This is a genomic window from Bradyrhizobium sp. Arg816 (assembly GCF_029989365.1).
Lineage (GTDB): Bacteria > Pseudomonadota > Alphaproteobacteria > Rhizobiales > Xanthobacteraceae > Bradyrhizobium.
Map to the genome: position 1 here is coordinate 488,097 of NZ_JAPRAQ010000004.1, position 24,335 is coordinate 512,431.

Consider the following 24,335-nt stretch of genomic DNA (forward strand, 5'->3'; position numbering starts at 1 on the left):
CTGTCGTGAGGAGATCAGCACGACCGACCGGCAAGCGACTTGGAGAAAGTTGCGCGTCAGACGCCGTCGAGGATGATGACCGTCGGCGTCGTCGGCAGCGCGTCCCGCGACATCCGGAAGGAGCGCTCGCTGCGCCGGTCGATCTCGAACTGCCGGCCGATGAGGTGCATGAACTCGTCGAGCGGGGTGGCGAAGCGGTGCATCGGCAGCACCACAGAGGCGCGCAGCCGCTTGGTGATCTCGGAGACGCCGTCGAGCGACATGGTGTAGGTGCCGTCGATCGGCACCATCACGATGTCGAGCCGCCCGATCTGGGCGAAATGCGTTTCGTCGAGCTTGTGGTGGAGATGGCCGAGATGGCCGATGCAGAGGCCGGCGACCTCGAAGATGAAGATCGAGTTGCCGTCGCGGATCATGTCGGTGCCGGAATCGTCACCGAAATAGCGCCGGATGTCGGTCGTGACGTTGCGGATGAAGGTGTCGCCGATGCGCTCCGACACGACGGCCGGCTTGCCGTCCTCACCCCAGCCATGCAGCACATGGGGAATGCGCTTGTCGGGAAATAAAGAGTAGTGGGTGCTGTGCGCCCGGTTCATGGTGACGACATCGGGCAGACGTCCGACCTGGTAGGCGCCGCTGTAGTCGGTCGCGATGCGCAGGCCGCCGGGCGTGTCGATGAAATAGGTGGAATGGCCGGCATAGGTGATCTGGACTTCAGCCGAGCCTGCGGCCTGCCGGAAGGCTGCTGGCATTGCGCGGGGCATGGCGTTCGCCATCGCCAGGCATTCGCTCCGCTGAGGTGGCTGCTGGGCGAGAGCAGGAGAGAGGAATGCGCCGAACAGCGCCAGAGCCGCTGAAACCAGTCGCCGCATGAATCCGTCCCCGATGACTTCGGAAGAAGTCTAGCGTGCAATGCAGCGCGTGGCCAATAGACCGCGATCAACAGCGCGTCAGTGTCGCAGCCTCACTCCCGGCTTTTAGTTGCGCTTTGGGCTGAACTTCCAGGTGATGGCGACGAGGCCCGCGGTGATCAACCCGCTGACGAGGCCGGCGATTGGAAGGGCGAGCAGCAGCGCTGCGCTGGCGGCCCAGCCGATCGAGGAGAAGGCTTCGGCGAAGGTCGCGAGCCGCGACGAGGTCTGGCGGCGGCGGAATTGGCTGCGCCGGGCCTGCACCCGGAACCAGAGCTGGATCGCAGTCGCGGACGCCGCGCTGATGATGACAGCGCCGGCACTGACCGCGGCCTGGAACGGCGAGGCGAAAGCGAGTGCTGCGACCAGCGGGCAGAAGATGGCGGCGATGGCGATCAGCACCACCTCGATCTTGGCGCGGATGACGCTGGACGGCGTCAGCGGCGCGGTCGCAACCAGGTCGGGGGCGTCCTCGCCCGAGATCGTCAACCAGGCGAGCCCGCCCGCGAGCTGTCCCGCCGCCATCACGATGACAGGTGTGATCAGCGTCAGCGCCGCGGAGTTGTCGGCAAAGTTGCGCCAGAGCAGCAGCGCCGGCGGCACCAGATAGAGCAGCTGCATCAGCGTCTGCGAGATCAGCCAGGGATCGCGCCAGAGCAGCGAAAATTCCTTGCGCCGCAGCGCCTGTTGCCGCGATCCGCCGCGGAACGGGCGCTGCTTCGTGCGCTTGCTGCCGGAGGCGCCGTAAGCGGCGGCATCGATCGCGGTGTCGGCAAAGCGGCGCGAGAAGACCGCCATCACGCTGCCGAGCAGCACGAGCCCGAGCGCCAGGAGCAGCAACAGCGCCTCGCTGTCGCCCATGGTCGCCCGCGCCGGCCACCACCAGATGCTGTCGACGTCGGGCGCGTAGGCGGCGAAGCTGCCCGAGGTCAGGATGGTGAAGCGCGACAGCGTGCCATAGGACATGATCGCGGCGACCTGGAGCGCGATCACGAAGCCGGCGCCGATCATCGCGGCGAGGACCTGGGCGACGAAGCGCGTGCGCGCCGGGCCGATCAGGCGGAACAGCAGGATAGTGATGGCGATCGCGATCGCCGCGGCGGAGAGGCCCATGGCGACGACGACGCCGAACGCTGCGAGCCAGCGCGCGCCGCCGCCGATCACCAGCACGTCGATGAACGGCGTCGAGAACAGTAGCGCCATCGCGGTGACGGCCAGCGCGATCGCGGCGATGCGCACCGAGAACAGATTGGCCAGCGTCGCGGGCGAGGACATGATCAGGTCGAGATCGGCGCGGGCGTAAAACACCCGTGTCACCGATTCGATCGCCTGCGACAGCATCAGCGTCCAGGCCAGAAAGATCGTCGCCGAGATCACGATCAGCGAGGATTTGTCGAGCGGCAGCTGCAGGTCGGCGAAGCGGCCGATCACCGCCCAGGCCGGCACGTGCAGCAGTGCCGCGAAGAACAGCAGGCCGATCACCGCGGCGCGCGCCCGCTTGCGGCGGCCGCCGGTCATCATGGCGAACCATTCGCGCCAGGCGAGCCGGAGCTCGTGGCGGGCAAACCAGGACAGTGCGGTTGCCGAACTCATGCGGCTTCCGGAAGCGTCACCAGCGCGATGAAGAGATCTTCCAGGCTGGTATCGGCATGGCCGTTCTGCTGGCGCAGCTCCGTCAGTGTGCCCTCGGCGACCAGACGGCCGGAGGCGATCACGCCGATGCGATCGGCCATGCGTTCGGCAACCTCGAGAATATGCGTGGTCATGATGACGGTGCAGCCGGCGCGGACGCGCTCGCTCAGCAGCCCCTTCACGTGGCGGGCGGAGACGGCGTCGAGGCCGGTCAGCGGTTCGTCGAGGATGATGAGGCGGGGATCGTGCACCAGCGCGCCGGCGAGAGCGACCTTCTGGCGCATGCCCTTGGAAAAGCCTTCGCAGCGTTCATGCCGGTGCGGCTCGAGCCCGAGCGAGGTGAGGAGCCCCTCGGCGACCGGTTCCGAGACCGACGGCGCGATGCCCCAGAGCCCGGCGACGAATTCGAGATACTCAAGCGGCGTCAGCTTGTCGTAGATCATGGGCTCATCGGAGACCCACGCCATCACCTGCTTGGCGGCGACGGGATTTGCAAGCGCATCGATGCCGAAGATCGAGACTGCGCCGGCGTCGGGCCGCAACAGGCCCGCAACCATGCGCAAAGTGGTGGTCTTGCCGGCGCCGTTGGGGCCGACCAACGCATAGAATTCGCCGGCGTGAATGGTGAGATCGAGGCTGTCGACCGCCAGACGGTCAAAACGCTTCGTTAACCCCAGGACTTCCAGCGCCGATCTGTCCGGCTTCATGACGGCCCCACCATCCGGTTTTGCATCGCTCGCGACCATGATCCCAAGATGTTTCGGCACCGTGAATCTACGGCCCACAAATTCCGCCATCCGGTTGCTACTAATGGCAAGTCACCGTTTGTTGACAGCGCTGGACGGTTCAGGCTGAATTGCCGCCGGGACAAATGGCGCTAACGCGGCGAAACGACCGCGTAGCGACTGGACACAAGATGCAGCAAGGCGGTCGCGAAGAACCGCCGGATGTATCGGGAGGAAGCGCGGCGATGCTGGATTTCGTTCAGCAGCTGGTCAGCGGTGTTGCGCTAGGCTGCGTCTACGGCCTGATCGCGCTCGGCTTCGTGCTCGTCTACAAGGCCACCGAGGTCGTCAATTTCGCCCAGGGCGATTTGATGATGCTGGGCGGCTTCTTCGCGTTCACCTTCATCGGCATGATGGGACTGAACTACTGGATCGGCTTTGCCGGTGCGGTGGCTGCCATGGCGTTGTTCGGCATGCTGGCGGAGCGCGTGGTGGTGCGGCCGATCCTCGGCTATCCGCAATTCTCCATTATCATGGCCACCATCGGCCTCGGCTATTTCCTGCGCTCGGTCGCCGGGATGATCTGGGGCACCGACGATTTGAAGATCGAGACGCCGTTCAGCCACGGCGTGCTGCGCGTCGGCTCGCTGGTGCTGGCCTACGACAAGCTCTCGGTGATCGCCGCGACGATGATCCTGTGCGCGCTGCTCTGGCTGTTCTTCAACAAGACCACGCTCGGCACCGCGATGCGCGCCAGCTCCGAGAACATGCTGGCGGCCTATTACATGGGCATCCCGGTCAAGCGCGTGGTGTCGGTCGTCTGGGCGATCAGCGCGGCCGTCGCGACCTGCGCCGGCGTGTTGCTGGCGCCGATCACCTTCATCCATTCCAATGTCGGCCTCGTGCTCGGCCTCAAGGCGTTTCCCGCCGCGGTGCTCGGCGGCTTCGGCTCGATCCCCGGCGCAGTCGTCGGCGGCGTCCTGATCGGCGTGATCGAGAGCATGGCCGGCTTCTATCTGGCGGAGGGCTGGAAGGATGTCGCGCCCTACATCGTGCTGCTGGCCGTGCTGCTTCTGAAGCCCGAAGGCCTGTTCGGCCTCCACGTCCGCAAGAAGGTCTGAACGCCATGCGCTTCCTGTTCAAGACCGACTATGAGGACGACATCAAGCTGTTCCCGCATTCGGGCTATGTCGTCTCCTACGGCATCCTGCTCGCGCTGCTGCTGATCGCACCCTATGTGCTCTCCAGCTATCTGATGAGCCAGCTCGTCTTCGTCTGCATCTACGCGACGGTTGGCGTCGGCCTTCTGATCCTGACCGGTTTTACCGGACAAGCTTCGCTCGGCCACGCCGCGTTCCTCGCGATCGGCGCTTACACGGCGGCCTATCTGCAGAAATATAACGTGCCGTTCCCGGTCTATTTCCTCGCTGCCGGTGCCCTGACCGGGTTGATCGGCGCGATGGTCGGCTTTCCCGCCCTGCGCCTGACCGGCATCTACCTCGTCATCGCCACCATCTCCTTTGCCCTGATCGTCGAGGAGATCCTGGCGCGCTGGGAGAGCGTCACCAACGGCAACGAGGGCATGCGGGTCAAGACTCTGTCGCTGCTCGGCGTCACGGTCCCGCGCGACAGCCCGACCTTCTATTTCCTCTGCCTGGCCGTGCTGGTGTTGACCATCGTCGGCACGCTCAATCTGCTGCGCTCGCCGACGGGGCGCGCCTTCGTCGCGATCCGCGACAGCGAGACCGCGGCGCGCAGCATGGGCGTCAACGTTGCGCTGTACAAGGTGAAGTCCTTTGCGATCTCGGCGGCGATCACCGGCTTTGCCGGCGTGCTGTTCGCGCACAAGCTCTCCTTCATCTCGCCGGAGATGTTCACGCTCCAGCTCTCGATCGAGTTCATCATCGTGATCCTGATCGGCGGCACCTTCAGCCTGCACGGCGCGGTGCTGGGCGCGATCTTCATCGTGATGATCGACCCGTTCCTGACCTATCTGAAGGACGATTTGCCCGGCATCATCGCCGGCATTGCCGCGACGTTCGGGGCGGGCGCGGCGACTGCGGGCAATATCCAGTCGAAAGTCGCGGCCTTCGCTTCGCTGAACGGGCTGAAGGGCGCGATCTACGGCATCATCATCGTACTGTTCGTGCTGTTCGAGCCGCTCGGGCTCTACGGCCGCTGGCTCAAGATCAAGCTCTTCTTCCAGCTGTTTCCGCTCTACAAGCGCGCCACCTTCAAGCGGCAGAAGATCTACGTGAAGTCGGAGCGCAACCGATGAGCTATTTTCGCGCGGAGAACCTGTCGCTGCATTTCGGAGGGCTGAAGGCGGTCGATGCGGTATCCTTCGCGGTCGAGAAGGGCGAGATCCTCTCGATCATCGGGCCGAACGGTGCCGGCAAGAGCTCGATCTTCAACCTGATCTCGCGGATCTACCGGCCGACCACGGGCCGCATCTTCTTCGAAGACCAGGACATCACCGAGCAGCCACCCTACGACATCGCAAGGCTCGGCATCGCGCGCACCTTCCAGAACATCGAGCTGTTCGAGAACGCGACCGTGCTCTCCAACCTCCTGGTCGGCCGCCACCGTCATTCGACCACCCAGCTCTGGCAGGAACTGCTGTTCCTGCCGAGCGTGCGGGCGAACGAGAAGGTGCATCGCCGCAGGGTCGAGCAGGTGATCGAGTTCCTCGATCTCGAACCCTATCGCGATAAGCTGATCTCTGGCCTGCCCTACGGCGTGCGCAAGGTGATCGAGCTGGCGCGCGCGCTGTGCTCGGAGCCGAAACTGATCCTGCTCGACGAGCCGTCCTCCGGCCTGAATGTCGAGGAGACCGGCGACATGTCTTTCTGGATCCGCGACATGAAGAGCGAGCTCGGCGTCACCGTGCTGATGGTCGAACACGACATGTCGCTGGTCAACCGCGTCTCCGATCGCGTCATCGCGCTGAACTATGGCCGGGTGCTGGCGATGGGCTCGCCCGCCGAGGTGCAGCAGCATCCCGATGTCGTCGCCGCGTATCTGGGAGCCTGACGCATGGACGCCGCCGTCGCGCCCGACATCATCCTGAAACTCTCCAACATCGAGAGCTATTACGGGCCGATCATGGCGATCCGCGGCATCTCGCTGGAGGTGCCGCGCGGCCGCATCGTCACCCTGCTCGGCGCCAACGGCGCCGGCAAGACCACGGTGCTGAAGACGATCTCGGGCATTCTGGATCCGCAGAAGGGCACGATCGAATTCATGGGCAAGTCGATCCAGCGCATGGAGGCGGACCGGATCGTGCGGCTCGGCCTCAGCCATGTGCCGGAGGGGCGCGAGGTGTTCCCGTTCCTCTCGGTGCGCGAGAACCTGATGATGGGGGCCTATCCACGCCGGGATCGTGATGGCGTCGCCGAGGATCTGGAGCGCGTCTACGGCTATTTCCCGCGGCTGAAGGAGCGCATCAGCCAGCCGGCCGGCCAGCTTTCCGGCGGCGAGCAGCAGATGCTCGCGATCGGGCGCGCGCTGATGAACCGGCCGACCTTGCTGCTGCTCGACGAGCCCTCGCTCGGCCTGTCGCCGCTGCTGGTGAAGGAGATTTTCACCATCATCCGCCGCGTCAATGAGGAGCAGGGCATGTCGATCCTGCTGGTCGAGCAGAACGCCAAGGTGGCGCTGGAGACGGCGCATTACGGCTACGTGCTGGAGATCGGCCGCGTCGTGATGAACGACACCTGCGATCGCTTGATGCATTCCCAGGACATCCAGGAATTCTACCTTGGCGCCAAGGAGGCGGGCGCACGAGGCGAGCGGCGCTGGAAAAAGAAGAAGACTTGGCGCTAGAGGAAGGCGTTAAATGGATTGGCCCATCCGCAACGACAGACCGCCGGCAAGGCAGGCAGCGGAGGGGAGAGCGACAAGGAGGAGACGCGTATGGCCCGACCGGCGGTGCTGACGGTCGCTGATACGATCGCGAAGAGCTTCTTGCGCGCCGCCGAGACGCGGGGCGACAGGCCGGCCATCCGCGAGAAGAAATTCGGCATCTGGCAGCCGACCAGCTGGCGCGAGTGGCTGGAGATTTCGAAGGAGATCGCCTACGCGCTTCACGCCTCCGGCTTCCTGCCCGGCGACGTCGCCTCCGTCATCGCCAATGCCGTGCCGGAATGGGTTCATGCCGACATGGGGATTTTGTGCGCCGGCGGTGTTTCCTCTGGAATCTATCCGACCGACGCATCGTCCCAGGTCGAATACCTGGTCAACGATTCCCGGACCAAGGTGATCTTCGCCGAGGACGAGGAGCAGCTCGACAAGGTGCTCGCCTGCCGCGCGCGCTGTCCGTCCCTGCAAAAGATCATCGTGTTCGACATGGAGGGCCTCAGCGGCTTCTTCGACGACATGGTGATGTCGCTCGACGAATTCCGTGCGCTCGGCCGCAACCACATGGTCGGCCGCGAGGCGCTGTGGCAGGAGATGATCGACAGCCGCAGCGCCGGCGACCTCGCGGTGCTGGTCTACACCTCGGGTACCACCGGTCCGCCCAAGGGCGCGATGCACGCCAACCGCAGCGTCACGCACCAGATGCGGCATGCCAACGATTTCATCTCGGCGCGGGAGGACGAAGACCGGCTGATCTTCCTTCCGCTGTGCCACGTGGCCGAGCGGGTCGCCGGCTACTACATCTCGGTCGCACTCGGCTCGGTGATGAATTTCGCCGAGAGCCCGGAGACGGTGCCGGACAATCTGCGCGAGGTGCAGCCGACCGTCTTCTTTGCGGTGCCCCGCATCTGGGAGAAGTTCTATTCCTCCGTCACGATCGCGCTGAAGGACGCGACGCCGTTCCAGCAATGGGTCTACCGCCGCGCCATCGGCGTCGGTCTCCGCATGACGGATTGCCGGCTCGAGGGAAAGACGCCGCCGCTTCCGCTTCGGATCGCCAACCGCCTCGCGTATCGGCTGGTGTTCCGCAACATCCGCCGCGTGCTCGGGCTCGATCGGTGCCGCATCGCGTTCACCGGTGCGGCACCGATCGCGCCGGATTTAATCCGCTGGTATCTCGCGCTCGGCATCGACATGCACGAGGTCTATGGCCAGACCGAGAATTGCGGCGTCGCGACCATGATGCCGGCGGAGCGCATCAAGCTCGGCTCGGTCGGCACCGCCGTGTCCTGGGGCGAGGTCGCGCTGTCGCCCGATGGCGAGATCCTGATCAAGGGAGACTTCCTGTTCATGGGCTATCTGAATCAGCCCGAGAAGACCGCCGAGACCATCGACCAACGCGGCTGGCTGCACACCGGCGACGTCGGCACCATCGACAACGAGGGCTTCGTCCGCATCACCGACCGGATGAAGGACATCATCATCACCTCCGGCGGAAAGAACGTCACGCCGTCCGAGATCGAGAACCAGCTCAAATTCTCGCCCTACATCTCGGATGCCGTGGTGATCGGCGACAAGCGGCCCTATCTGACCTGCCTCGTGATGATCGACCAGGAGAATGTCGAGAAATTCGCCCAGGACCACGACATCCCCTTCACCAATTATGCGAGCCTGTGCCGCGCGGCCGAGATCCAGGACCTGATCTGGCGCGAGATCGAAGGCGTCAACGGCAATTTCGCCCGCGTCGAGACCATCAAGAGATTTTACCTGATCGAGCGCCAGCTCACCCCGGAGGACGAGGAGCTGACGCCGACCATGAAGCTGAAGCGCGGCTTCGTGAACAAGCGCTACGCCGCCGAGATCGAGACGATGTATCGCCAGCGCGCGGTGGCGTGACGAGCCTGCCAGTTCGAGAAAGCGAAGGAGCTGTGGCCCCCGCCCTTCGCGCCATACGGGCCCAAAGGAGAGGAGACGTCAATGTCGAAATCGTTCAGCACGTTCGGCCTTGCTGTGAGTGCCGTGGTGCTCACCTGTCTGCCGGCCGCGGCGCAAACCAAGGTCACCAACGAAGGCATCTCGGCATCCGAGATCGTCATCGGCACCCATCAGGACCTGTCGGGGCCGATCAAGGGCTGGGGCGTGCCGGTCGCAAACGGGATGAAGATGGCGACGGAGGAGATCAATGCGGCGGGTGGCATCAACGGCCGCAAGATTCGACTGGTCGTCGAGGACAGCGGGTATGACCCGAAAAGAGCTGTGCTGGCTTCGCAAAAGCTGATCGAGCGTGACAAGATCTTCGCGATGGTGGGGCCGATGGGATCGCCGACCGTGCTCGCCGCGCAGGACATCCTGTTCGACGCCGGCGTGCTGCAGCTCTTCCCGCTGACGGCGGCCGAGTTCACCTTCAAGTTCGATCCGGCCAAGCCGCAGGAGCGGCTGAAGTTCAACAATTTGCTGCCCTATGTCGAAAGCACGCGGGCGGCGCTGAAATACATGATGGAGTGGAAGAAGTTCCAGAAGCCCTGCATCATGCATCAGGATGACGAGTACGGTAAGAACGTGCTCGACGGCTTCAACCAGCAGCTCGCCGCCATGAAGGTGCAGCCGGCCTCGATCACGAGCTACAAGCGCGGCGCTTCCGATTTCAGCGCGCAGGTCGCCAAGATGAAGTCCGACGGCTGCGATCTCGTCTTGCTCGGCACCATCCTCCGCGAGACGATCGGCGCGATGACGGAGGCCAGGAAGCTCGGTTGGGACGTAACCTTCCTGGGCGCCTCGCCGACCAACGTGCAGGAAGTTCCAACGTTGGGCAAGGACTCTGTTGAAGGACTCTATGCAGCGAGCCTCTTCGAGATTCCCTACGAGGAGAGCGCCAAGGGCAAGGTGAAGGACTGGCTGGTCAACTACAAGAAGATGTTCAACTCCGACGCCAACACGCAGGCGATCATCGGCTACAACGCGATGATGACCTTCGCCTTCTATGCTGACAAGGCGGGCAAGGACCTGACCGGACAGAAGATGCTGGACTCGCTGGAGTCGGGCGAGAAATTCCTCGACATCTTCAACTCACCCCCGACGAAGTTCTCCAAGACCGACCACCTCGCCAACACCATCACCCAGGTGCAGCAGGTCAAGGGCGGCCGCTGGGTGTTGGTGAAGGACAATCTGATGTTTTGATCTGGCTTACCCTCCCCTGGAGGGGGAGGGTCGATCGCGCAAAGCGCGAGCGGGGTGGGGTGATCTCTCAACACGGGCAGCGCTCGATGTGGAGAGACCGTCACCCCACCCCGCTACGCATTCCGCTTCGCTACATGCGTAACGACCCTCCCCCTCCAGGGGAGGGCAAGAACCTACGATCCCCCGCCCGCCGTGCCCGAATTCACCGGCGCGAGCTCGTCTTCCCGGCAGCGCCAGCCGTCGGCGGCTTTCACGAAGGCGAAGGTCCGCTGGATTCTCAGGCGGCGCGTGACGTTGAAGGCCTCGCCGGATCGCTCCTTGTTGCCGACGCCGGGCTGCGGACGGCCCGTCCTGGGGTCCCAGCAGGTGCCGGTGCAGGTGGAAGCGACCTTGCTGCACATGGTGAAGGGCGCCAGCACGACCATCTCGATCTCGCCCGTGACCTGCGCCTCCTCGTCGGTCACCTGGCTGTCGAGCGCGTAGACGCGGTTGATGCGGAGGAAATTGCCGCACGAATTGGCGGCGTGAATCCGCGCGGCGCAGAAATCGACGGCATCGGTGTCGGGCGAGCGGGCCGCGACCTGCCGGCCGAACACTTTCTTCGGATCGCCCTTGGCGGCGGCGATCTCCTCGGTCTTGCGCTTCAGATGCTCGGCGAGACAATCTTCCGCGGACGCAAGCTCGGCAAGCGGCACGTTCTCCTTGCCGACGAGATTGCACTTGCGATCGCGCTTCCTTGTCCATCGGCCGTATTCGGCGAAGGCAAAGCGGGCTGCGGTCGGGTCCAGCCTGCCGATCAGGCCCAGCACCTGGCTGTTGAGCTCGGTTTCGGCGAGCGCCAGCGACGGGTCCGCGCAGATCAGCGCGCCCGCGGCGGTGTTGGCCGCGAGACAGTCGAAATCGGGATCACGCACGATTGCGGCGCGCTCTTCGGTGACCTTGAGAAGGCACGCCTTCACGCGGTCGAAATCGTCGGTGCGGATCGCGGTCTGGCCGACGATGCCGCAGCCGAGGTTGCGCTGTCGGATCCAGATCGCATTCTCCTCGATCGCGGGCAGGCGATCGGGCAGGCGGGCGAGCCGCGCCTCGATCGCCGTGCCGAGCTTCTCGGCGGCGGCGGCCAGCTCGGCGTCACCGCAGAACAATTGATTGCCGGGATCGCGGATCTGCTGGCAGTTGTTTCGGGCAAATAGCGGCAGCCTGTCGGCGATGGAGCGGTCGGACGGGCCCGATTGCGCGGAGCCTGGTGCCGCCGGCAATACCAGCAGCGCAAGCACAGACAGCAGGATGAACCGCATTCCAGACGCCCCCGCAAAGGCGCCATGCTAGCGCCCCGGATCGCGCGGCGAAACGGCTTTGTGGCGTGACGGTTTACGTGAGACCCGTAGCCCGGATGGAGCGAAGCGTAATCCGGGAGCGGTGCGCGTGGTGAAAGTCCCGGATTTCGCTTCGCTCCATCCGGGCTACGAGAGACAGATCAACGCGCCTCGGGCGCGGCCATCGACAACCGCACGGGTTCGTCGACATATTTCATCACGGCGGACTGGTAGAGCACGAACAGCGGCTGGTAGGTCTGGGCCGCGTCGTCCTCGACCATCGCCATGCGGCGGTTGTCGAGCATGAGCCAGTGGCCGTCGAGCCTTGCTGCGGCGACCGCATGCTCTTCGCCGGCCCTGACATCACGCACCACGACGATGCGGAGGTCCTCATTGGCAACGCCGGCGAGCCGCAGCGCGGCCAGCTTGGCGATGGCATAGTCTTCGCAATCGCCAGCGCCCCGCGCGAAGGTCGCGAGCGGCGAGCTCCAGACGTCGTCGGCGCCGTCATTGGTGGCCCGGATGGCAAGATTGATGGCGCGATTGGTCTCGCCCAGCTTCGCGCGGCCGTCGCGGCTGCGGGCCTGGTCGACGATGGCGATCAGTTTGAGCGCCGCCGGCGACGCGCAATTGTCCCGGTCGCCGTCGCACAGCGCGAGCTGCACCATGTCGTCGTCGAGCTTCTGCTTCAGCGCGAACCATTTCTGCTGGAGGCTGCCGGACGAGATGGCGAAGGCAAACACGCCGAACGGCTCGGCGGATTTGCGCACGAGGACGCCGGCTCCAGGCGACAGCAGCGTGCCGGCGCGGAGCTCGGCGGCCGATCCAAGCAGGATCAATCCGCACAGCACAATGACAGCGCGCCAAGCGCGCGAGCGAGCAGCGGTCTCCATCTGACATCCCCTTCCAGCTTCGCCAGGTCCCCCTCGACCTGGTCGTGCCGGGCTTTGTTGCTTTCGCGGAGATAGTGCGAGACGGGCCGTTTTGTTCTGCTTAATGCGCCCGGCAGGGCTCCCAAAACCGTGGGACAGGCTGAAACGGGCCTGTGCAAATTGCGTAAAATTTTACGATTCGCCGGCTAGGAGGGCTCCGTCGCCGCGAAATGGAACCAATTGCGGGCTGAAGCTGCGGGAGGGCTGATTCTACCGCTTATGGCTAACAGCCCGCTATTTCACGGGTTCTGTTAGTTGGGTCACAGATTCTGCCCCGTATTTGCCGCAGGATGCTGCGGGGAACTACGAACAAAAGATGACACAAGTATCCGTCGTTCGATATGGGCGGCTGATTACTTTGGATGACTGGGAATGCGTGAAAATAAGCCGAAAACCGACCTCGGAATATTTAAAGAATTACTTCGGCTTCACTGTGAAGGCGCCGCTATTGGAGACTCCTCCAGCCAAGTGATGGGAATCACACAAGCAATAGATGGTTTCGCTAAGGACTTGGTAATGCTATTCAAGCTTAGGCGGTCGTTACTTACTTAGATTTTAACTCTTTTTGCGGTGCCCCCCGGTTGAATTACGCTGGCAAATTTGACGCCACGATTCCCCTTGATGGCGAGGGTTCCCGCTCGGCCGCGGACGTTCATGTCGATTCCTTTGCGGCCAAGCATTTTATCGCCAAGCCCGTTATCGCGAAGGCGCACGGTCACGTGCCCGACGGCACGTTCGTTGTTCCCGATGCTAACCTGATCTTCAATGGCGAGTTCAAGCGCGCAGGTCTCGACCTCGTGCTGTCCCACGAGGGGCATGAGTTCGTCGTTCACGATTATTTCAAGGGCGACAAGCGCGCAGCGATCGCCTCGCCCGATGGCGCCCATCTCACCGGCGACGTCGTCAACGCGCTCACGGGCCATGTGCAGGTTGCGCAGGCCGCGCCCGGCATCGCCGCCGCGCAGGTCATCGGCCACGTCACAAAACTCTCCGGCAGCGCGACCGCGGTTCGCAACGGCGTCTCGGTCACGCTGAACAACGGCGACAACGTCGAGAAGGGCGATGTGGTCTCGACCGGCGCGGATTCGACGCTCGGCATCACCTTCATCGACGGCACCGTGTTCGGCCTGTCCTCCAATGCGCGGATGGTGCTGAACGAGATGGTCTACGACCCCAACGGGTCGAGCAATTCCTCGCTGCTGAGCCTGGTTGCGGGCACCATCACCTTCGTCGCGGGCGAGACCGCCAAGCACGGCGACATGAAGATCGACACGCCGGTCGCCACCATGGGCATCCGCGGCACGGCGGTGCTGACCCAGATCAACTTCGTCGTTCCCGCCGGCGGCGGCGATCCGCAGCCGCAGGCGAGCTTCCAGGTGCTGGTCGAGCCGAACGGCACGACCGGCTCCTACATCCTGTTCGACAAGGTCACGCTGCTGCCGATCGCGACGGTCAACCAGGCCGGCCAGATGATCCAGATCAGCGGCGGCAATGTCTCGATCACCAACGGGCTGCTGTCGCCGGACGTCCAGAAGCTGATCACGGACGTGTTCACGCTGAAGTTCACCGACAACAACACCAACACCAAGCTGACCACGAACTTCACCGACACGATCACGCAGACCAGCGACGGCCTGGTGATCAAGACTCCGGCCGGCTACATCGCGACCGCGCTCTTCACCAACCTCGGTCAGCAGGGACCGCAGGGGCCCAGCGATCACACGACGCCTTTCAACCGTTACCCCGGCAAGCCTCTGTCTCAAAGCCTTGATCTCAACGGCAATGTGAAGACGGCGTTTGCGCTGACCGAGCGCGCGGACACGACCGGCGACACGACGCATTCCGACACGATCTCCGGCCGCATCACCTTCATCGACCAGAACCTGGGCGACAGGCCCACGGTGAGCGTGAACCTCGCCGAAGCGCCGAACTACGTCTACAAGAGCGCCGGCCAGGATGTCACCGGCACGCTCTCTGCACTTCAGAAGCAGGACATCGCGGCGACGCAGATCCAGATCAGCGTCGTCGCCGACGGTGCCAACAACAACAACGGCTCGGCGGTCTGGACCTACACGATCCCCGACCACGTCTTCGACTTCCTCGCGGCCGGCGAAACGCTGACGCTGACCTACATGGTCCGCGTCGACAACAATTTCTCCGTCAGCCCCGAGACCACCGTCATCCCGATCACGATCACGATCACCGGCACCAACGACAAGCCGGTGATCACCACCAGCGTTCCGGTCATCACCTTCGAAGGCGGCACCAGCGTGCCGGGTGGCCCGCTCACCAGCGATGTGCCGACGACGGGCACGCTGAACTTCGACGACGTCGATCTCACCGATAAGCATACGGTGTCGGTGGCGCTGACCAGCGCGACCCTGCCTGACGGCACCGTTCCGCCGGGCCCGCTCGCGGCGTTCCAGAGCGCGATGTCGGTCGCGATCGCGGCGGGCGCCGACAGCACCGGGGACGGCACCGGCACCATCAACTGGTCGCTGGCCGATCTGCCGGTCTATCTCGCCGACTTCATACCGAAGGGTGAGGTGCTGACGCTGGTCTACACCGTGACGCTGACGGATTCGCACGGCGCCACCTCGCAGCAGACCATCACCGTCACCATCACCGGCACCGACGCGCCCGCGGTGGTGTGGATCGCGACCGACAAGGCCGGCGCTCCCCCCGGCGGCTTCTGGAAGGACGCGGCGAACTGGGCAACCGGCACGGTCCCGACCATCAATGACGACGTCATCGTCATCACCGATCAGCTGCACGGCCTGACGCCGTCCTATCCGGTGACGATCGACACCGCGGCCTACGCCAAGTCGCTGACGATGAACGATTTCGGTGGCCCGCCGCCGAAGGTGATCGTCCAGAGCTCGCTGACGATATCAGGTGCGCTCAACATGGGCGCCGATTCGATCCTCACGACCGCCGCGACCGGAACGATGTCGGTCGGCGGCAAGGCCGAGATTTTGGGCACGAGCGTGCTCACCAATGCCGGTTATCTGACGCTCGCGGGCGGCGGCGATTTCGCCAGCGGCACCAAGATCACCAATTCCGGCACGATCGAGCTGTCCGGCGGCACGCTGAAGACGCTGGCCACCATCCACAATGCCGGCGGCTTGCTGAAGGCCGATGCCGGCGCGACGCTGATCGTCGATACCGCGACGGTCGATGGCGGCACCGTCAGCATTTTGGGCACGCTGGAGCTCGACGGCGCCAGCCTGATCGAGAACGGCACGCTGAACAATTCCGGCACCATCAACGTCAAGGGCACGGTCGAGTTCGCCCACGAGACCGTGTCCAACACCGCGGCCGGTGTGATCGAGGTGCTTGCCAACGGCTGGCTGACGATCCATCAGGGCTCCAGCGTTATCAACGACGGCCAGATCACGGTCGATGCCAGCGGCAAGCTGATCGTCAGCAATGCGACCATCGACGGAGCTGGTGCGGTGATCGACACCGTCGGCGGTGATGACGAGGGAGGCTCCGTCCTCAACGCCGGCATTCGCGGCGCAGGCACGATTGCCAACAACGGTGAGATCGATCTGACCGGCGATGCAGTCCTGAGCGGCGGCATTCTGAAAAACAATGCCGTCCTCAAGGCGAGCGGTGCGCGCAATGCCCTCAGCGATGAGACCGTCACCAATGCCGGCATCATCGAGGTGCTCGCCAACGGTGCGCTCGCGATCGATCAGGGCTCGACCGTCGACAATTCGAGCGGCGACGTCATCGTCGACGGCAATGCGGCGCTGACGCTGGACCATGCCACGATCAGCGGCGGCGCCATCAAGGGCGCCGGCACGATCGACGTCACCGGCGCCAGCAAGATCGACAACGGGACTACGCTTAGGATCAACGCCCTCACGGTCGAGAGCGGCGTCACGCTGACGCTGGACGACGCGACCGTTTCGGGCACCGCGATCGCCAACCACGGCACCGTCAAGGTCGATGCCAGCAAGACCACGACGTTGAACGGTGCGAGCCTGGCCGGCGGCACGCTCACCATCGCCGGCACGCTGGAATCGACCGGCGCGAGCGCCATCGACAACGCCGACGTCGGCAACACCGGCACGATCTCCGTCACCAGCGGCACGCTGACGATCGATCCCGGCATCCTTCACGCCATCACCAATCACGGTCTGATCGAGGCCGTGACCGGCGGCACGCTGGAGCTCACGACCGCCACCGTCGCCAATGCCGGCGGCATGATCTCGGTCGACGGCGCGTCAAAACTCTATCTGTCCGACGTCTCGATCAACGGCGGCAGCCTGAGCAACGCCGGCAATCTCTACAGCGTCGCCGGCCTCAACACGATCACAGGCGGCGTCACCAACACCGGCACCATCGAAGTCCAGAGCGGCACGCTCAACCTGTCCGGCGGCATCACCGGCGCCGGCACGCTGATCATCGACGATAACACGACGCTGGAGCTCGGTGGTGCGGACGCGCAGACCGTCACCTTCGCCGGCGGCACCAATAGGCTCGAGCTCGACAAGACGAGCCATGGCTTTACCGGCACGATCGCCGGTCAGGCCTCGAAGGGCGGCACGTTTACGATCACGGGCGCGGCCAACGTCACGACATCAAGCGGCGACGCGCTCGATTTCACCGCATCGGGCGGCACGAGCGGAAATGGTGGCAACATCGTGTTGACGCCGGCCGGCACGCTGACCGGCCACGACAATGGCATCGTGGTCACCCAGAATGGCGTCGGCAATATCTCGCTGACGACGTCAGGCGTCGTCACCGGCCAGAACGGCAACGGCATCGTGCTGCACGACGGTGCGAACGGTGCAGGCGATATCACGGCGACCATCGGCGGCGGCGTTTCCGGCGCGGTCGGTCTCGACATCGTCTCCCATGGCAACGGCGCAGTCACCGTCACCAACAACGGGCACATCACCGGCACGACCTCGTTCGGCATCAATGTCGACCAGGACGATGCGGGCGCGACCGGCGCGACGCACATCACCAATACCGGCTCCGTGGTCGGCGCCGGCAGTTTTGCTGCGATCTCCATCCAGGAACACGACACCGGCGCTGCGTTTATCACCAACTCCGGCACCATCGGGCCAGCCGATGCCGGCAGCGTGACCTCATCGATCTACGCCATCGTCGAGACTGGCGGCGAGATCACGATCAACAACACCGGCCACATCAACGGCAACATCTCGGTCGCCACCGCCACGTTCAATAACAACGCAGGCGGCACCTGGACGGTCGCCGGCACGAGCGTGTTCGGCGATGCGTCGTCGATCGTCAACCACGGCGACATCGATCTGAACGGGGCCTCGATTTTCGGGGCGGGGCTGAGCATCAAAAACTATACGACCATCGACAGCTGGGGCACGGCGTCGATCTCGGGCACCATCACCAATACTGGCAACATCGAGGTCCACACGGGAGCGCTGACGCTGGTCGGCTCGCTGTCCGGCTCGGGCTCGGTCACTGTGGATGCCGGCGCGACGCTGAAGGTCGAGGATGCGGTCTCGCAAACGGTCACGCTTCACGGCGATGGCGCCGAGCTTCAGATCGACACGTCGACCTTCGGTGGATCGATCGCGGAGCTGTCCGCGAACGACAAGATCGATCTGACGATGATCAAGTGGGGGCTCGGCACCAGCGCGGTCTATGTCGCCAATGCTGCTGATCCCGCGAGCGGCGGCGTGCTGACGGTCACCGGCGACGACGGCAAGAGCATCAGCCTGACCCTGGTCGGAGACTATCGCAACGCGCATTTCGCGGGTAGCGATGAGGGCGGCCACACGCTGATCACGATCCATGCGGACGACGATGCGCCGACATTCACCACCACGGATGTGGCGCAGCTGACCGCAAGCTTCTCCGAACAGCCTGATACCACCGGCTCGTCCTCGACGATCGACCCGTCGCCGGCTGCGACCGGCTCGATCGACTTCAAGGACATCGACCTGACCGACCGTCCGACGGTGACGAAGGTCGACCAGCACGTGACCTGGCTCGACGGCGCCACCGACCTCACCGCGTCGCTCACGCCCGACGAGACCGCCGCGTTGAAGAGTGCGCTGACGTATCAGCTGACCGGCAAGAACAACGGTACCGTCACCTGGCACTATTCGATCGCCGACAACGCGCTCGATTTCCTCGGTCAGGACCAGACCGCGAAGGTCGTGTCCACCATCACGCTCGCTGACGAGTACGGCAAGACCACCAAGGCCGACGTCACGGTCACCATCACCGGCAAGAACGACGCGCCGACTTTGTCTGACGGCAGTTTAGGGAAGGTCACCGACACAGCCATTGCGGACCACTTCCTTGATCTCACCGGCCAACTGGCCGCGACCGATGTCGACACTGGCGACACGGTGGGCTACGCCCTGCTGAACTCAGCTCACCACGCGGTAGCGACGGTTGCGGGTCACTATGGTGCGCTGACGGTCAATTCCAACGGCAGCTATACCTACGTTCCCGACGCGGCGTCGATCAATGCGCTGCCAGAAGGCCCCTATTCGGATAGTTTCACGGTCCAGGTCTCGGATGCGCACGGCGCCGTCACCGCGGCGACATACACAGTGGACCTGACTGGTGCCAACGACACGCCGATACTCTCCGATCTCAACATCGGCAAGCTCACGGACACGGCTGCTGCCGACAGCTTCGCGAGCCTTACGGGGCATCTGACCGGGGCTGATGCCGACACCGGCGACACGCTGACCTATGCTGTGCTGAATGCAGATAGTCATGGGACCGTGGCCGGTTACTACGGGTCACTGACGGTCAATGCCAACGGCAGCTATACTTACGTTCCGAACGCCGCTGCGATCAACGCGTTGTCGGACGGACCTCATACCGATACGTTCACTGTCCAGACCACGGACGCGCATCATGCCACCGGCACGGCGACCCTCACGGTCGACGTGACCGGCGTGAACGACGCACCGGTGATCAACGTCGGCACGATGGATGTCACGCAGGTCGAGAGCCAGGTGACGGTCAGCGGCTTGTCCGTCACGGACGCCGATGCCAATGAGACATTCACCGTCGGCGCTGTCGCCGAATCGAACAGCAACGCGAGCGCCTCATTGCAATCCGGTGCTTTGTGTGTGTCCTACACCGAGCCGAGCGACGGCCCAGCCACCGACAAGATCGCGGTCACCGTGACCGACAGCCACAATACGACCGATACGGTCAACTTGATCTTCAACCTGACCGAACAAGGCCAGGTCACTCTCGCCGGAACGACCGGCAAGGACGTGTTGTTCGGGACCGGCTGCCAGGATCAGTTCGTGTTCGCGGCCAATTCGAACCACGACACGATCGTAAATTTCACGCTTGGCGACGACACCATCAACCTGTCGGCCGTGGTACCCAATATTGACGAGGCGTGGGTCAGGCAGCACGCCGCCGCCTCGCCGACAAATTGCGCGGATACCCTGATCACGATCGATACCGCTGACACCATCCTTTTGAAGGGCGTCAAGGCCGCTAATCTCCACGCGAGCGACTTCATCGTCCATTCCGGATGATCGCTCGGACGACGCTGATCGTCAGCACGTCCGATCGGTGCTGCCGTTCGCCGCGAAAGCGTGATATCCAAGCCGAATGAAACGTCTCAAGATCCTGCGGCGGTGGTTTGCGCGGAAGCTCGGCTTCGCGCGGCTGATGTGCCTTGCGCTGCTGGTCTTGTTTGCCGGCGCGCGGGTCTGGGACCCGCCGCCGATCCAGGAATTGCGGCTGCGCACCTTCGACATGTTTCAGTTGATCGATCCGCGCCACAAGGCGGCGCGGCCGGTCACCATCGTCGACATCGACGACAAGAGCCTCGCCAAGCTCGGCCAGTGGCCGTGGCCGCGCACGCGGATCGCGGACCTGATCCAGAACCTCACCAATAACGGCGCGGTGACGATCGGCTTCGACATGGTGTTCTCCGAAGCCGACCGGCTCAACCCCGATCTGGTCGCGAGCCAGATGCGCGATCTGGACGATGCCACCCGCGCCAGGTTGCGCGAGTTGCCGACCAACGACCAGATCCTCGCCGAGGCGATCAAGCGCTCGCGCGTGGTGCTGGGCGAGACCGGACAGCAGCCGATCTCGTCCGAGATCGACAAGTCGCTGCCCTTCACCGGCATCGCGACGGTCGGCGAAGAGGGCGCCGAACGCTTCCTGTTTGAATTTCCGGGCCTGCTGCGCAACGTGCCCGTCATCGAGAAGGTCGCGGCCGGCCGGGGCCTGTTCTCGATCAAGACCGAGCGCGACGGCCTGATCCGCCGCGTGCCGCTGATCATGCGCGCCCAGGGCAACATCATGCCCTCGCTCAGCCTCGAGATTTTGCGCGTCGTCACGGGAACGCCGACGCTGCTGGTCCGGACCGACAAGACCGGCATCAGGGCCGTGCGCCTCAAGGGCGTCGAGATCCCGACCGACAGAAATGGCCAGCTCTGGGTGCACTATGCCCGCCAGGATCCCTCGATCTACATCTCGGCGGCCGACGTGCTCGACAACACCGTGCCGCCGAACAAGATCGCCGGCAAGCTGGTGCTGGTCGGCACTTCCGCGGTCGGGTTGAACGATATCAAGACCACGCCGGTGTCATCGACCATGCCGGGTGTCGAGATCCATGCCCAGGTGCTGGAGAGCGTGCTCAGTGGCGCGGTGATCTCGCAGCCGAACTATGCGCTCGGCGTCGAGCTGATCGCCGCACTCGTGATCGGCCTGCTCGTCATCATCTTCACGCCGAATCTCGGCCCTGTCCGCCTGGTGCTCGCGGGCGCCCTGTTCGCCGCCATCCTGGTCGGTGTGTCCTGGTTCTACTACGCGCAGTCCCGCTACCTCATCGACTTCACCTATCCCTTGCTCTCGACCACCGCGATCTATCTGACACTGATCTTCGCCAGCTTCGTGCGCGAGCAGCGTCAGCGCGTGCAGATCCGCGGCATGTTCGCGCAATACATGTCGCCCGTCCTGGTCGAGCAGCTCGCGCAGTCGCCCGAAAAGCTCGTGCTCGGCGGCGAGGAGCGCGAGATGACGATCATGTTCTCCGACGTGCGCGGCTTCACCACGATCTCGGAGAGCTACAAGCAAGATCCGCAAGGCCTGATCGCGCTGATGAACCGCTTCCTGACGCCGCTGACCGACGTCATCATCGACCAGAAGGGCTACATCGACAAGTACATGGGCGACGCCATCATGGCGTTCTGGAACGCGCCGCTCGACGATGCCGATCACGAGGTCAACGCCTGCGAGGCCGCGATCCAGATGCTGGAGCAGATCGACGCCGTCAACAAGGAGCGCGAGCAGGAGGCCGCCGACGGCGGTCACGTCTACATCCCGCTCAATGTCGGCATCGGCCTCAACACCGGCATCGGCGTCGTCGGCAACATGGGCTCCGACCTGAAGAAGAACTATTCGGTGCTCGGCGACAGCGTGAACCTCGCCTCGCGCCTGGAGGGACAGTCGAAGGAATACGGCTTTCCCATCATCGTCGGCTCCAGGACCGCGCTCGCCGCCAAGGACAAGTTCGCGATCCTCGAGCTCGACTTCATCATGGTCAAGGGCAAGACCGAGCCCGAGGTGATCTACGCCATCGCCGGCCGCGAGGATGTGCTGCATTCGGGCGCCTTCCAGCGCCTGCGCAACGTCACCATCGAGATGCTCGGCTGCTACCGCGGCCGCGACTGGCAGGGCGCGCTGGATGCGATCGAGCGCGGCCGCCACAGCGAGGATGCCGACACGCTGGAAAAGCTGTTCAAGCTCTACGAGGCGCGGATCAAGGAATTCCAGATCAATCCGCCGGCGGAGGGATGGACCGGGGCGTATGCGCTGCTGACGAAGTAGGGCTGGGAGTGAGTGGGATCCCGCCGTCGCCCGCACTCCGTCATTGCGAGCGGAGCGAAGCAATCCAGACTGCCGCTGCGGAAAGATTCTGGATTGCTTCGCTCCGCTCGCAATGACGAGTTTGTTGAGGCGATTGCGCGCAATAACTCGGGGCGGTCGTCCCGGCGATGGCCGTGACGACCGCGTTCATTGAGGCGGGTGCTTAGGCGCCGCGCCTTACTCCGTCCCGATCGTCGTCAGATCCTGGAACCAGTGCTGCGCCTGCACGAACTGCTTGATCTTCGGCGACAGCGCGTGCGGGTTGGTGTCGTGGACGACCCAGACCAGCACGGCATCGTCGACGATCAGCGCGTGCGCCTGCGCGATCAGATCGTCCTGCTTGGCGGTGTCGAACGTCTGCTTGGCCTCGTTGATCAGCGCGTCCACCTTCGGGTTCTTGTAGCCGCCCCAGTTCACGCCGACCGGCGCGATCTGGTCGGAGGCGAAGAAGCGGACGATGGCGTAGAGCGGGTCCGAGGTGACATAGGCGATGTTGTTGGCGGTGATGCCGGCGTTCATCTCGTCGGCCGCGCCCTTGCGCCAATGCGTATATAATGTCTCGAGCTCGACCACCTTGAAGTCGATGTCGATGCCGATCTCCTTGAAACTCTGCTGCAGGAATTCGTTCATCGGCAGCGACAGCATCTGGCCGGTGCCGCCCTGGGCGATGATGAAGGTGGCCTTGAGCGGCTTTGCCTTGGAGTAGCCGGCCTCTTCGACCAGTTTCCTGGCCGCAGCCAGATCGTATTTCAGCTCGAAGCTCGGTTTGCCGAACCACGGGCTCGACGGGTCGACCTGGCCCTTGGCGGGCTTTGCCAGACCGTTCATCAGGCCGACGACTTCGTCACGATTGATCGCGAGGTTCAGCGCCTTGCGCAGGCGGATGTCGGTCCAGGGCGAGCCCGGCAGCACGCTGAGATGATAATTCCAGAGATGCGGCGTGACGTTGTCGACGATCTTCATGCCGGCCGCCTTCAGCTGCGGCACGGCATCCGGCGCCGGCGTCTCGATCAGGTCCACTTGGCCTGCGAGCAGTGCATTGGTGCGCGTCAGCGCTTCCGGCATCGGCACCAGCACGATCTTGTCGGCCTTCGGAATGCGCTTCTTGTTCCAGTAGTCCGGATTTTTCGTGAGCTCGGCGAGCTCGCGCGGCACGAGCTTGGTCAATTTGAACGGACCGGTGCCGGAGGGCTGGCTCGCGAACTTGTCCCAATCCTTGCCGAGCTTCTCGTATTGCGCCGGGCTCGAGACCAGGAACCACAGCATCTGATAGGGAAAGAAGGAATCGACCGTCTTGGTCGTGATCTCCACCGTGAAATCGTCGATCTTGGCGTAGCTCGCGACCGAAGGCAGGCGGGTCTTCACCTGCGCGCTCTGCCGCTTGTCGAATTGCGGCGCCTTGTCGTTGAGCACCTTGTCCAGATTCCAGATCACCGCGTCGGCATTGAACTCGCTGCCGTCGTGAAACGTCACGCCTTTGCGCAAAGCAAACCGCCATTTGGTCTTGTCGGCATCGTCGACCTTCCACTCGGTGGCGAGGCCCGGCACCAGCTTGCCGGGGCGGTCGGCGACGTCCATCTCCCAGGCGACCAGCGGATCGTAGATCGTGTACGCCGTGAACTGATAGGCGCCGGCGCCGCGATCGGGCTGGCCCGTCGTCAGCGGGATGTCCGCCATCGAGATGCCGTAGCGCACCACCGTTTCGGCGCGCGCCGGGATCGCGGATAACGCCAGCGCAAGCACGGCGAGACAGGTCGATAGTCGGATACGCATGGCCCAAGGCTCCCAGGAGATTTCAGGGCCAAACCTGCAATCTTGATGCCAGAATAGGCAGAACGGTGCCTTTGCCGACACGTGATCACACAGACTTGTCGTCGCAGGGGCAATTTGCAGAAAAAGTTTCCCCATTGGCATAGCCATTGCATA

14 protein-coding genes are annotated in these 24,335 nt (G+C 64.0%); 8 read left to right on the forward strand and 6 right to left on the reverse strand.

From position 1 onward, the window contains the following. Positions 1-56: 56 nt before the first annotated feature. The 3 genes from OWC48_RS13765 to OWC48_RS13775 all read right to left on the reverse strand — a co-directional run bounded on the left by OWC48_RS13765 (position 57) and on the right by OWC48_RS13775 (position 3,250). Complete coding sequence (locus tag OWC48_RS13765; RefSeq protein ID WP_071916860.1) at positions 57-872, reverse strand: MBL fold metallo-hydrolase; 816 nt, start codon at positions 870-872, stop codon at positions 57-59. 105 nt (positions 873-977) lie between these two features. Continuing rightward, positions 978-2,504 (reverse strand): permease, encoded by a 1,527-nt coding sequence (locus OWC48_RS13770; RefSeq protein ID WP_282520467.1) that lies wholly within the window; start codon positions 2,502-2,504, stop codon positions 978-980. Then, positions 2,501-3,250: an ABC transporter ATP-binding protein gene (locus OWC48_RS13775; RefSeq protein ID WP_282520527.1), complete on the reverse strand. Its 750-nt coding sequence runs from the start codon at positions 3,248-3,250 to the stop codon at positions 2,501-2,503. Before OWC48_RS13775 ends, OWC48_RS13770 begins: the two co-directional genes overlap by 4 nt. A 263-nt stretch (positions 3,251-3,513) precedes the next feature. Between OWC48_RS13775 and OWC48_RS13780 the strand changes: the two genes are divergently transcribed. From OWC48_RS13780 to OWC48_RS13805, 6 genes are all read left to right on the forward strand, one after another. Continuing rightward, the gene (locus tag OWC48_RS13780) at positions 3,514-4,389 is read left to right on the forward strand and encodes a branched-chain amino acid ABC transporter permease (RefSeq protein WP_282520468.1); all 876 of its coding nucleotides are present in this window, start codon (positions 3,514-3,516) and stop codon (positions 4,387-4,389) included. A 5-nt stretch (positions 4,390-4,394) separates the two neighbouring features. Further along, on the forward strand, positions 4,395-5,546 hold the full coding sequence (locus tag OWC48_RS13785) for a branched-chain amino acid ABC transporter permease (RefSeq protein ID WP_085398852.1): 1,152 nt from the start codon (positions 4,395-4,397) through the stop codon (positions 5,544-5,546). Continuing rightward, positions 5,543-6,301, forward strand: a complete 759-nt coding sequence (locus tag OWC48_RS13790) for an ABC transporter ATP-binding protein (protein ID WP_282520469.1) — start codon at positions 5,543-5,545, stop codon at positions 6,299-6,301. Before OWC48_RS13785 ends, OWC48_RS13790 begins: the two co-directional genes overlap by 4 nt. 3 nt (positions 6,302-6,304) lie before the next feature. After that, positions 6,305-7,093, forward strand: coding sequence for an ABC transporter ATP-binding protein (locus OWC48_RS13795; RefSeq protein WP_282520470.1), 789 nt, complete (start codon positions 6,305-6,307; stop codon positions 7,091-7,093). A 90-nt stretch (positions 7,094-7,183) separates the two neighbouring features. Further along, a complete protein-coding gene (locus OWC48_RS13800) occupies positions 7,184-9,022 on the forward strand; it encodes a long-chain fatty acid--CoA ligase (RefSeq protein ID WP_282520471.1) in 1,839 nt (612 codons plus the stop codon). Between the two features lie 81 nt (positions 9,023-9,103). Beyond that, a complete protein-coding gene (locus OWC48_RS13805) occupies positions 9,104-10,303 on the forward strand; it encodes an ABC transporter substrate-binding protein (protein ID WP_282520472.1) in 1,200 nt (399 codons plus the stop codon). A 173-nt stretch (positions 10,304-10,476) separates the two neighbouring features. Here the strand turns inward: OWC48_RS13805 and OWC48_RS13810 are convergent, their stop codons facing one another. Then, positions 10,477-11,601 (reverse strand): lysozyme inhibitor LprI family protein, encoded by a 1,125-nt coding sequence (locus OWC48_RS13810; protein WP_282520473.1) that lies wholly within the window; start codon positions 11,599-11,601, stop codon positions 10,477-10,479. A gap of 179 nt (positions 11,602-11,780) precedes the next feature. After that, positions 11,781-12,512: a transglutaminase-like cysteine peptidase gene (locus OWC48_RS13815; protein ID WP_282520474.1), complete on the reverse strand. Its 732-nt coding sequence runs from the start codon at positions 12,510-12,512 to the stop codon at positions 11,781-11,783. A 620-nt stretch (positions 12,513-13,132) separates the two neighbouring features. Between OWC48_RS13815 and OWC48_RS13820 the strand changes: the two genes are divergently transcribed. Both OWC48_RS13820 and OWC48_RS13825 read left to right on the forward strand, forming a co-directional pair. Beyond that, positions 13,133-20,062: a VCBS domain-containing protein gene (locus OWC48_RS13820; protein ID WP_282520475.1), complete on the forward strand. Its 6,930-nt coding sequence runs from the start codon at positions 13,133-13,135 to the stop codon at positions 20,060-20,062. A 76-nt stretch (positions 20,063-20,138) separates the two neighbouring features. Further along, the gene (locus OWC48_RS13825; protein WP_282520476.1) at positions 20,139-22,370 is read left to right on the forward strand and encodes a CHASE2 domain-containing protein; all 2,232 of its coding nucleotides are present in this window, start codon (positions 20,139-20,141) and stop codon (positions 22,368-22,370) included. Between the two features lie 216 nt (positions 22,371-22,586). Here the strand turns inward: OWC48_RS13825 and OWC48_RS13830 are convergent, their stop codons facing one another. After that, positions 22,587-24,182 carry an ABC transporter substrate-binding protein gene (locus OWC48_RS13830; protein WP_282520477.1) on the reverse strand — a complete coding sequence of 532 codons (1,596 nt, stop codon included), beginning with the start codon at positions 24,180-24,182 and terminating at the stop codon, positions 22,587-22,589. Positions 24,183-24,335 lie beyond the last annotated feature (153 nt).

What these genes read in the sequence shown, in the direction of transcription:
- OWC48_RS13815 (WP_282520474.1), bottom strand. Translation starts at nt 12,512, where the DNA reads ATGGAGACCGCTGCTCGCTCGCGCGCTTGGCGCGCTGTCATTGTGCTG.
- OWC48_RS13770 (WP_282520467.1), bottom strand. Translation starts at nt 2,504, where the DNA reads ATGAGTTCGGCAACCGCACTGTCCTGGTTTGCCCGCCACGAGCTCCGG.
- OWC48_RS13785 (WP_085398852.1), top strand. Translation starts at nt 4,395, where the DNA reads ATGCGCTTCCTGTTCAAGACCGACTATGAGGACGACATCAAGCTGTTC.
- OWC48_RS13775 (WP_282520527.1), bottom strand. Translation starts at nt 3,250, where the DNA reads ATGAAGCCGGACAGATCGGCGCTGGAAGTCCTGGGGTTAACGAAGCGT.
- OWC48_RS13805 (WP_282520472.1), top strand. Translation starts at nt 9,104, where the DNA reads ATGTCGAAATCGTTCAGCACGTTCGGCCTTGCTGTGAGTGCCGTGGTG.
- OWC48_RS13780 (WP_282520468.1), top strand. Translation starts at nt 3,514, where the DNA reads ATGCTGGATTTCGTTCAGCAGCTGGTCAGCGGTGTTGCGCTAGGCTGC.
- OWC48_RS13790 (WP_282520469.1), top strand. Translation starts at nt 5,543, where the DNA reads ATGAGCTATTTTCGCGCGGAGAACCTGTCGCTGCATTTCGGAGGGCTG.
- OWC48_RS13800 (WP_282520471.1), top strand. Translation starts at nt 7,184, where the DNA reads ATGGCCCGACCGGCGGTGCTGACGGTCGCTGATACGATCGCGAAGAGC.
- OWC48_RS13830 (WP_282520477.1), bottom strand. Translation starts at nt 24,182, where the DNA reads ATGCGTATCCGACTATCGACCTGTCTCGCCGTGCTTGCGCTGGCGTTA.
- OWC48_RS13810 (WP_282520473.1), bottom strand. Translation starts at nt 11,601, where the DNA reads ATGCGGTTCATCCTGCTGTCTGTGCTTGCGCTGCTGGTATTGCCGGCG.
- OWC48_RS13825 (WP_282520476.1), top strand. Translation starts at nt 20,139, where the DNA reads ATGAAACGTCTCAAGATCCTGCGGCGGTGGTTTGCGCGGAAGCTCGGC.
- OWC48_RS13795 (WP_282520470.1), top strand. Translation starts at nt 6,305, where the DNA reads ATGGACGCCGCCGTCGCGCCCGACATCATCCTGAAACTCTCCAACATC.
- OWC48_RS13765 (WP_071916860.1), bottom strand. Translation starts at nt 872, where the DNA reads ATGCGGCGACTGGTTTCAGCGGCTCTGGCGCTGTTCGGCGCATTCCTC.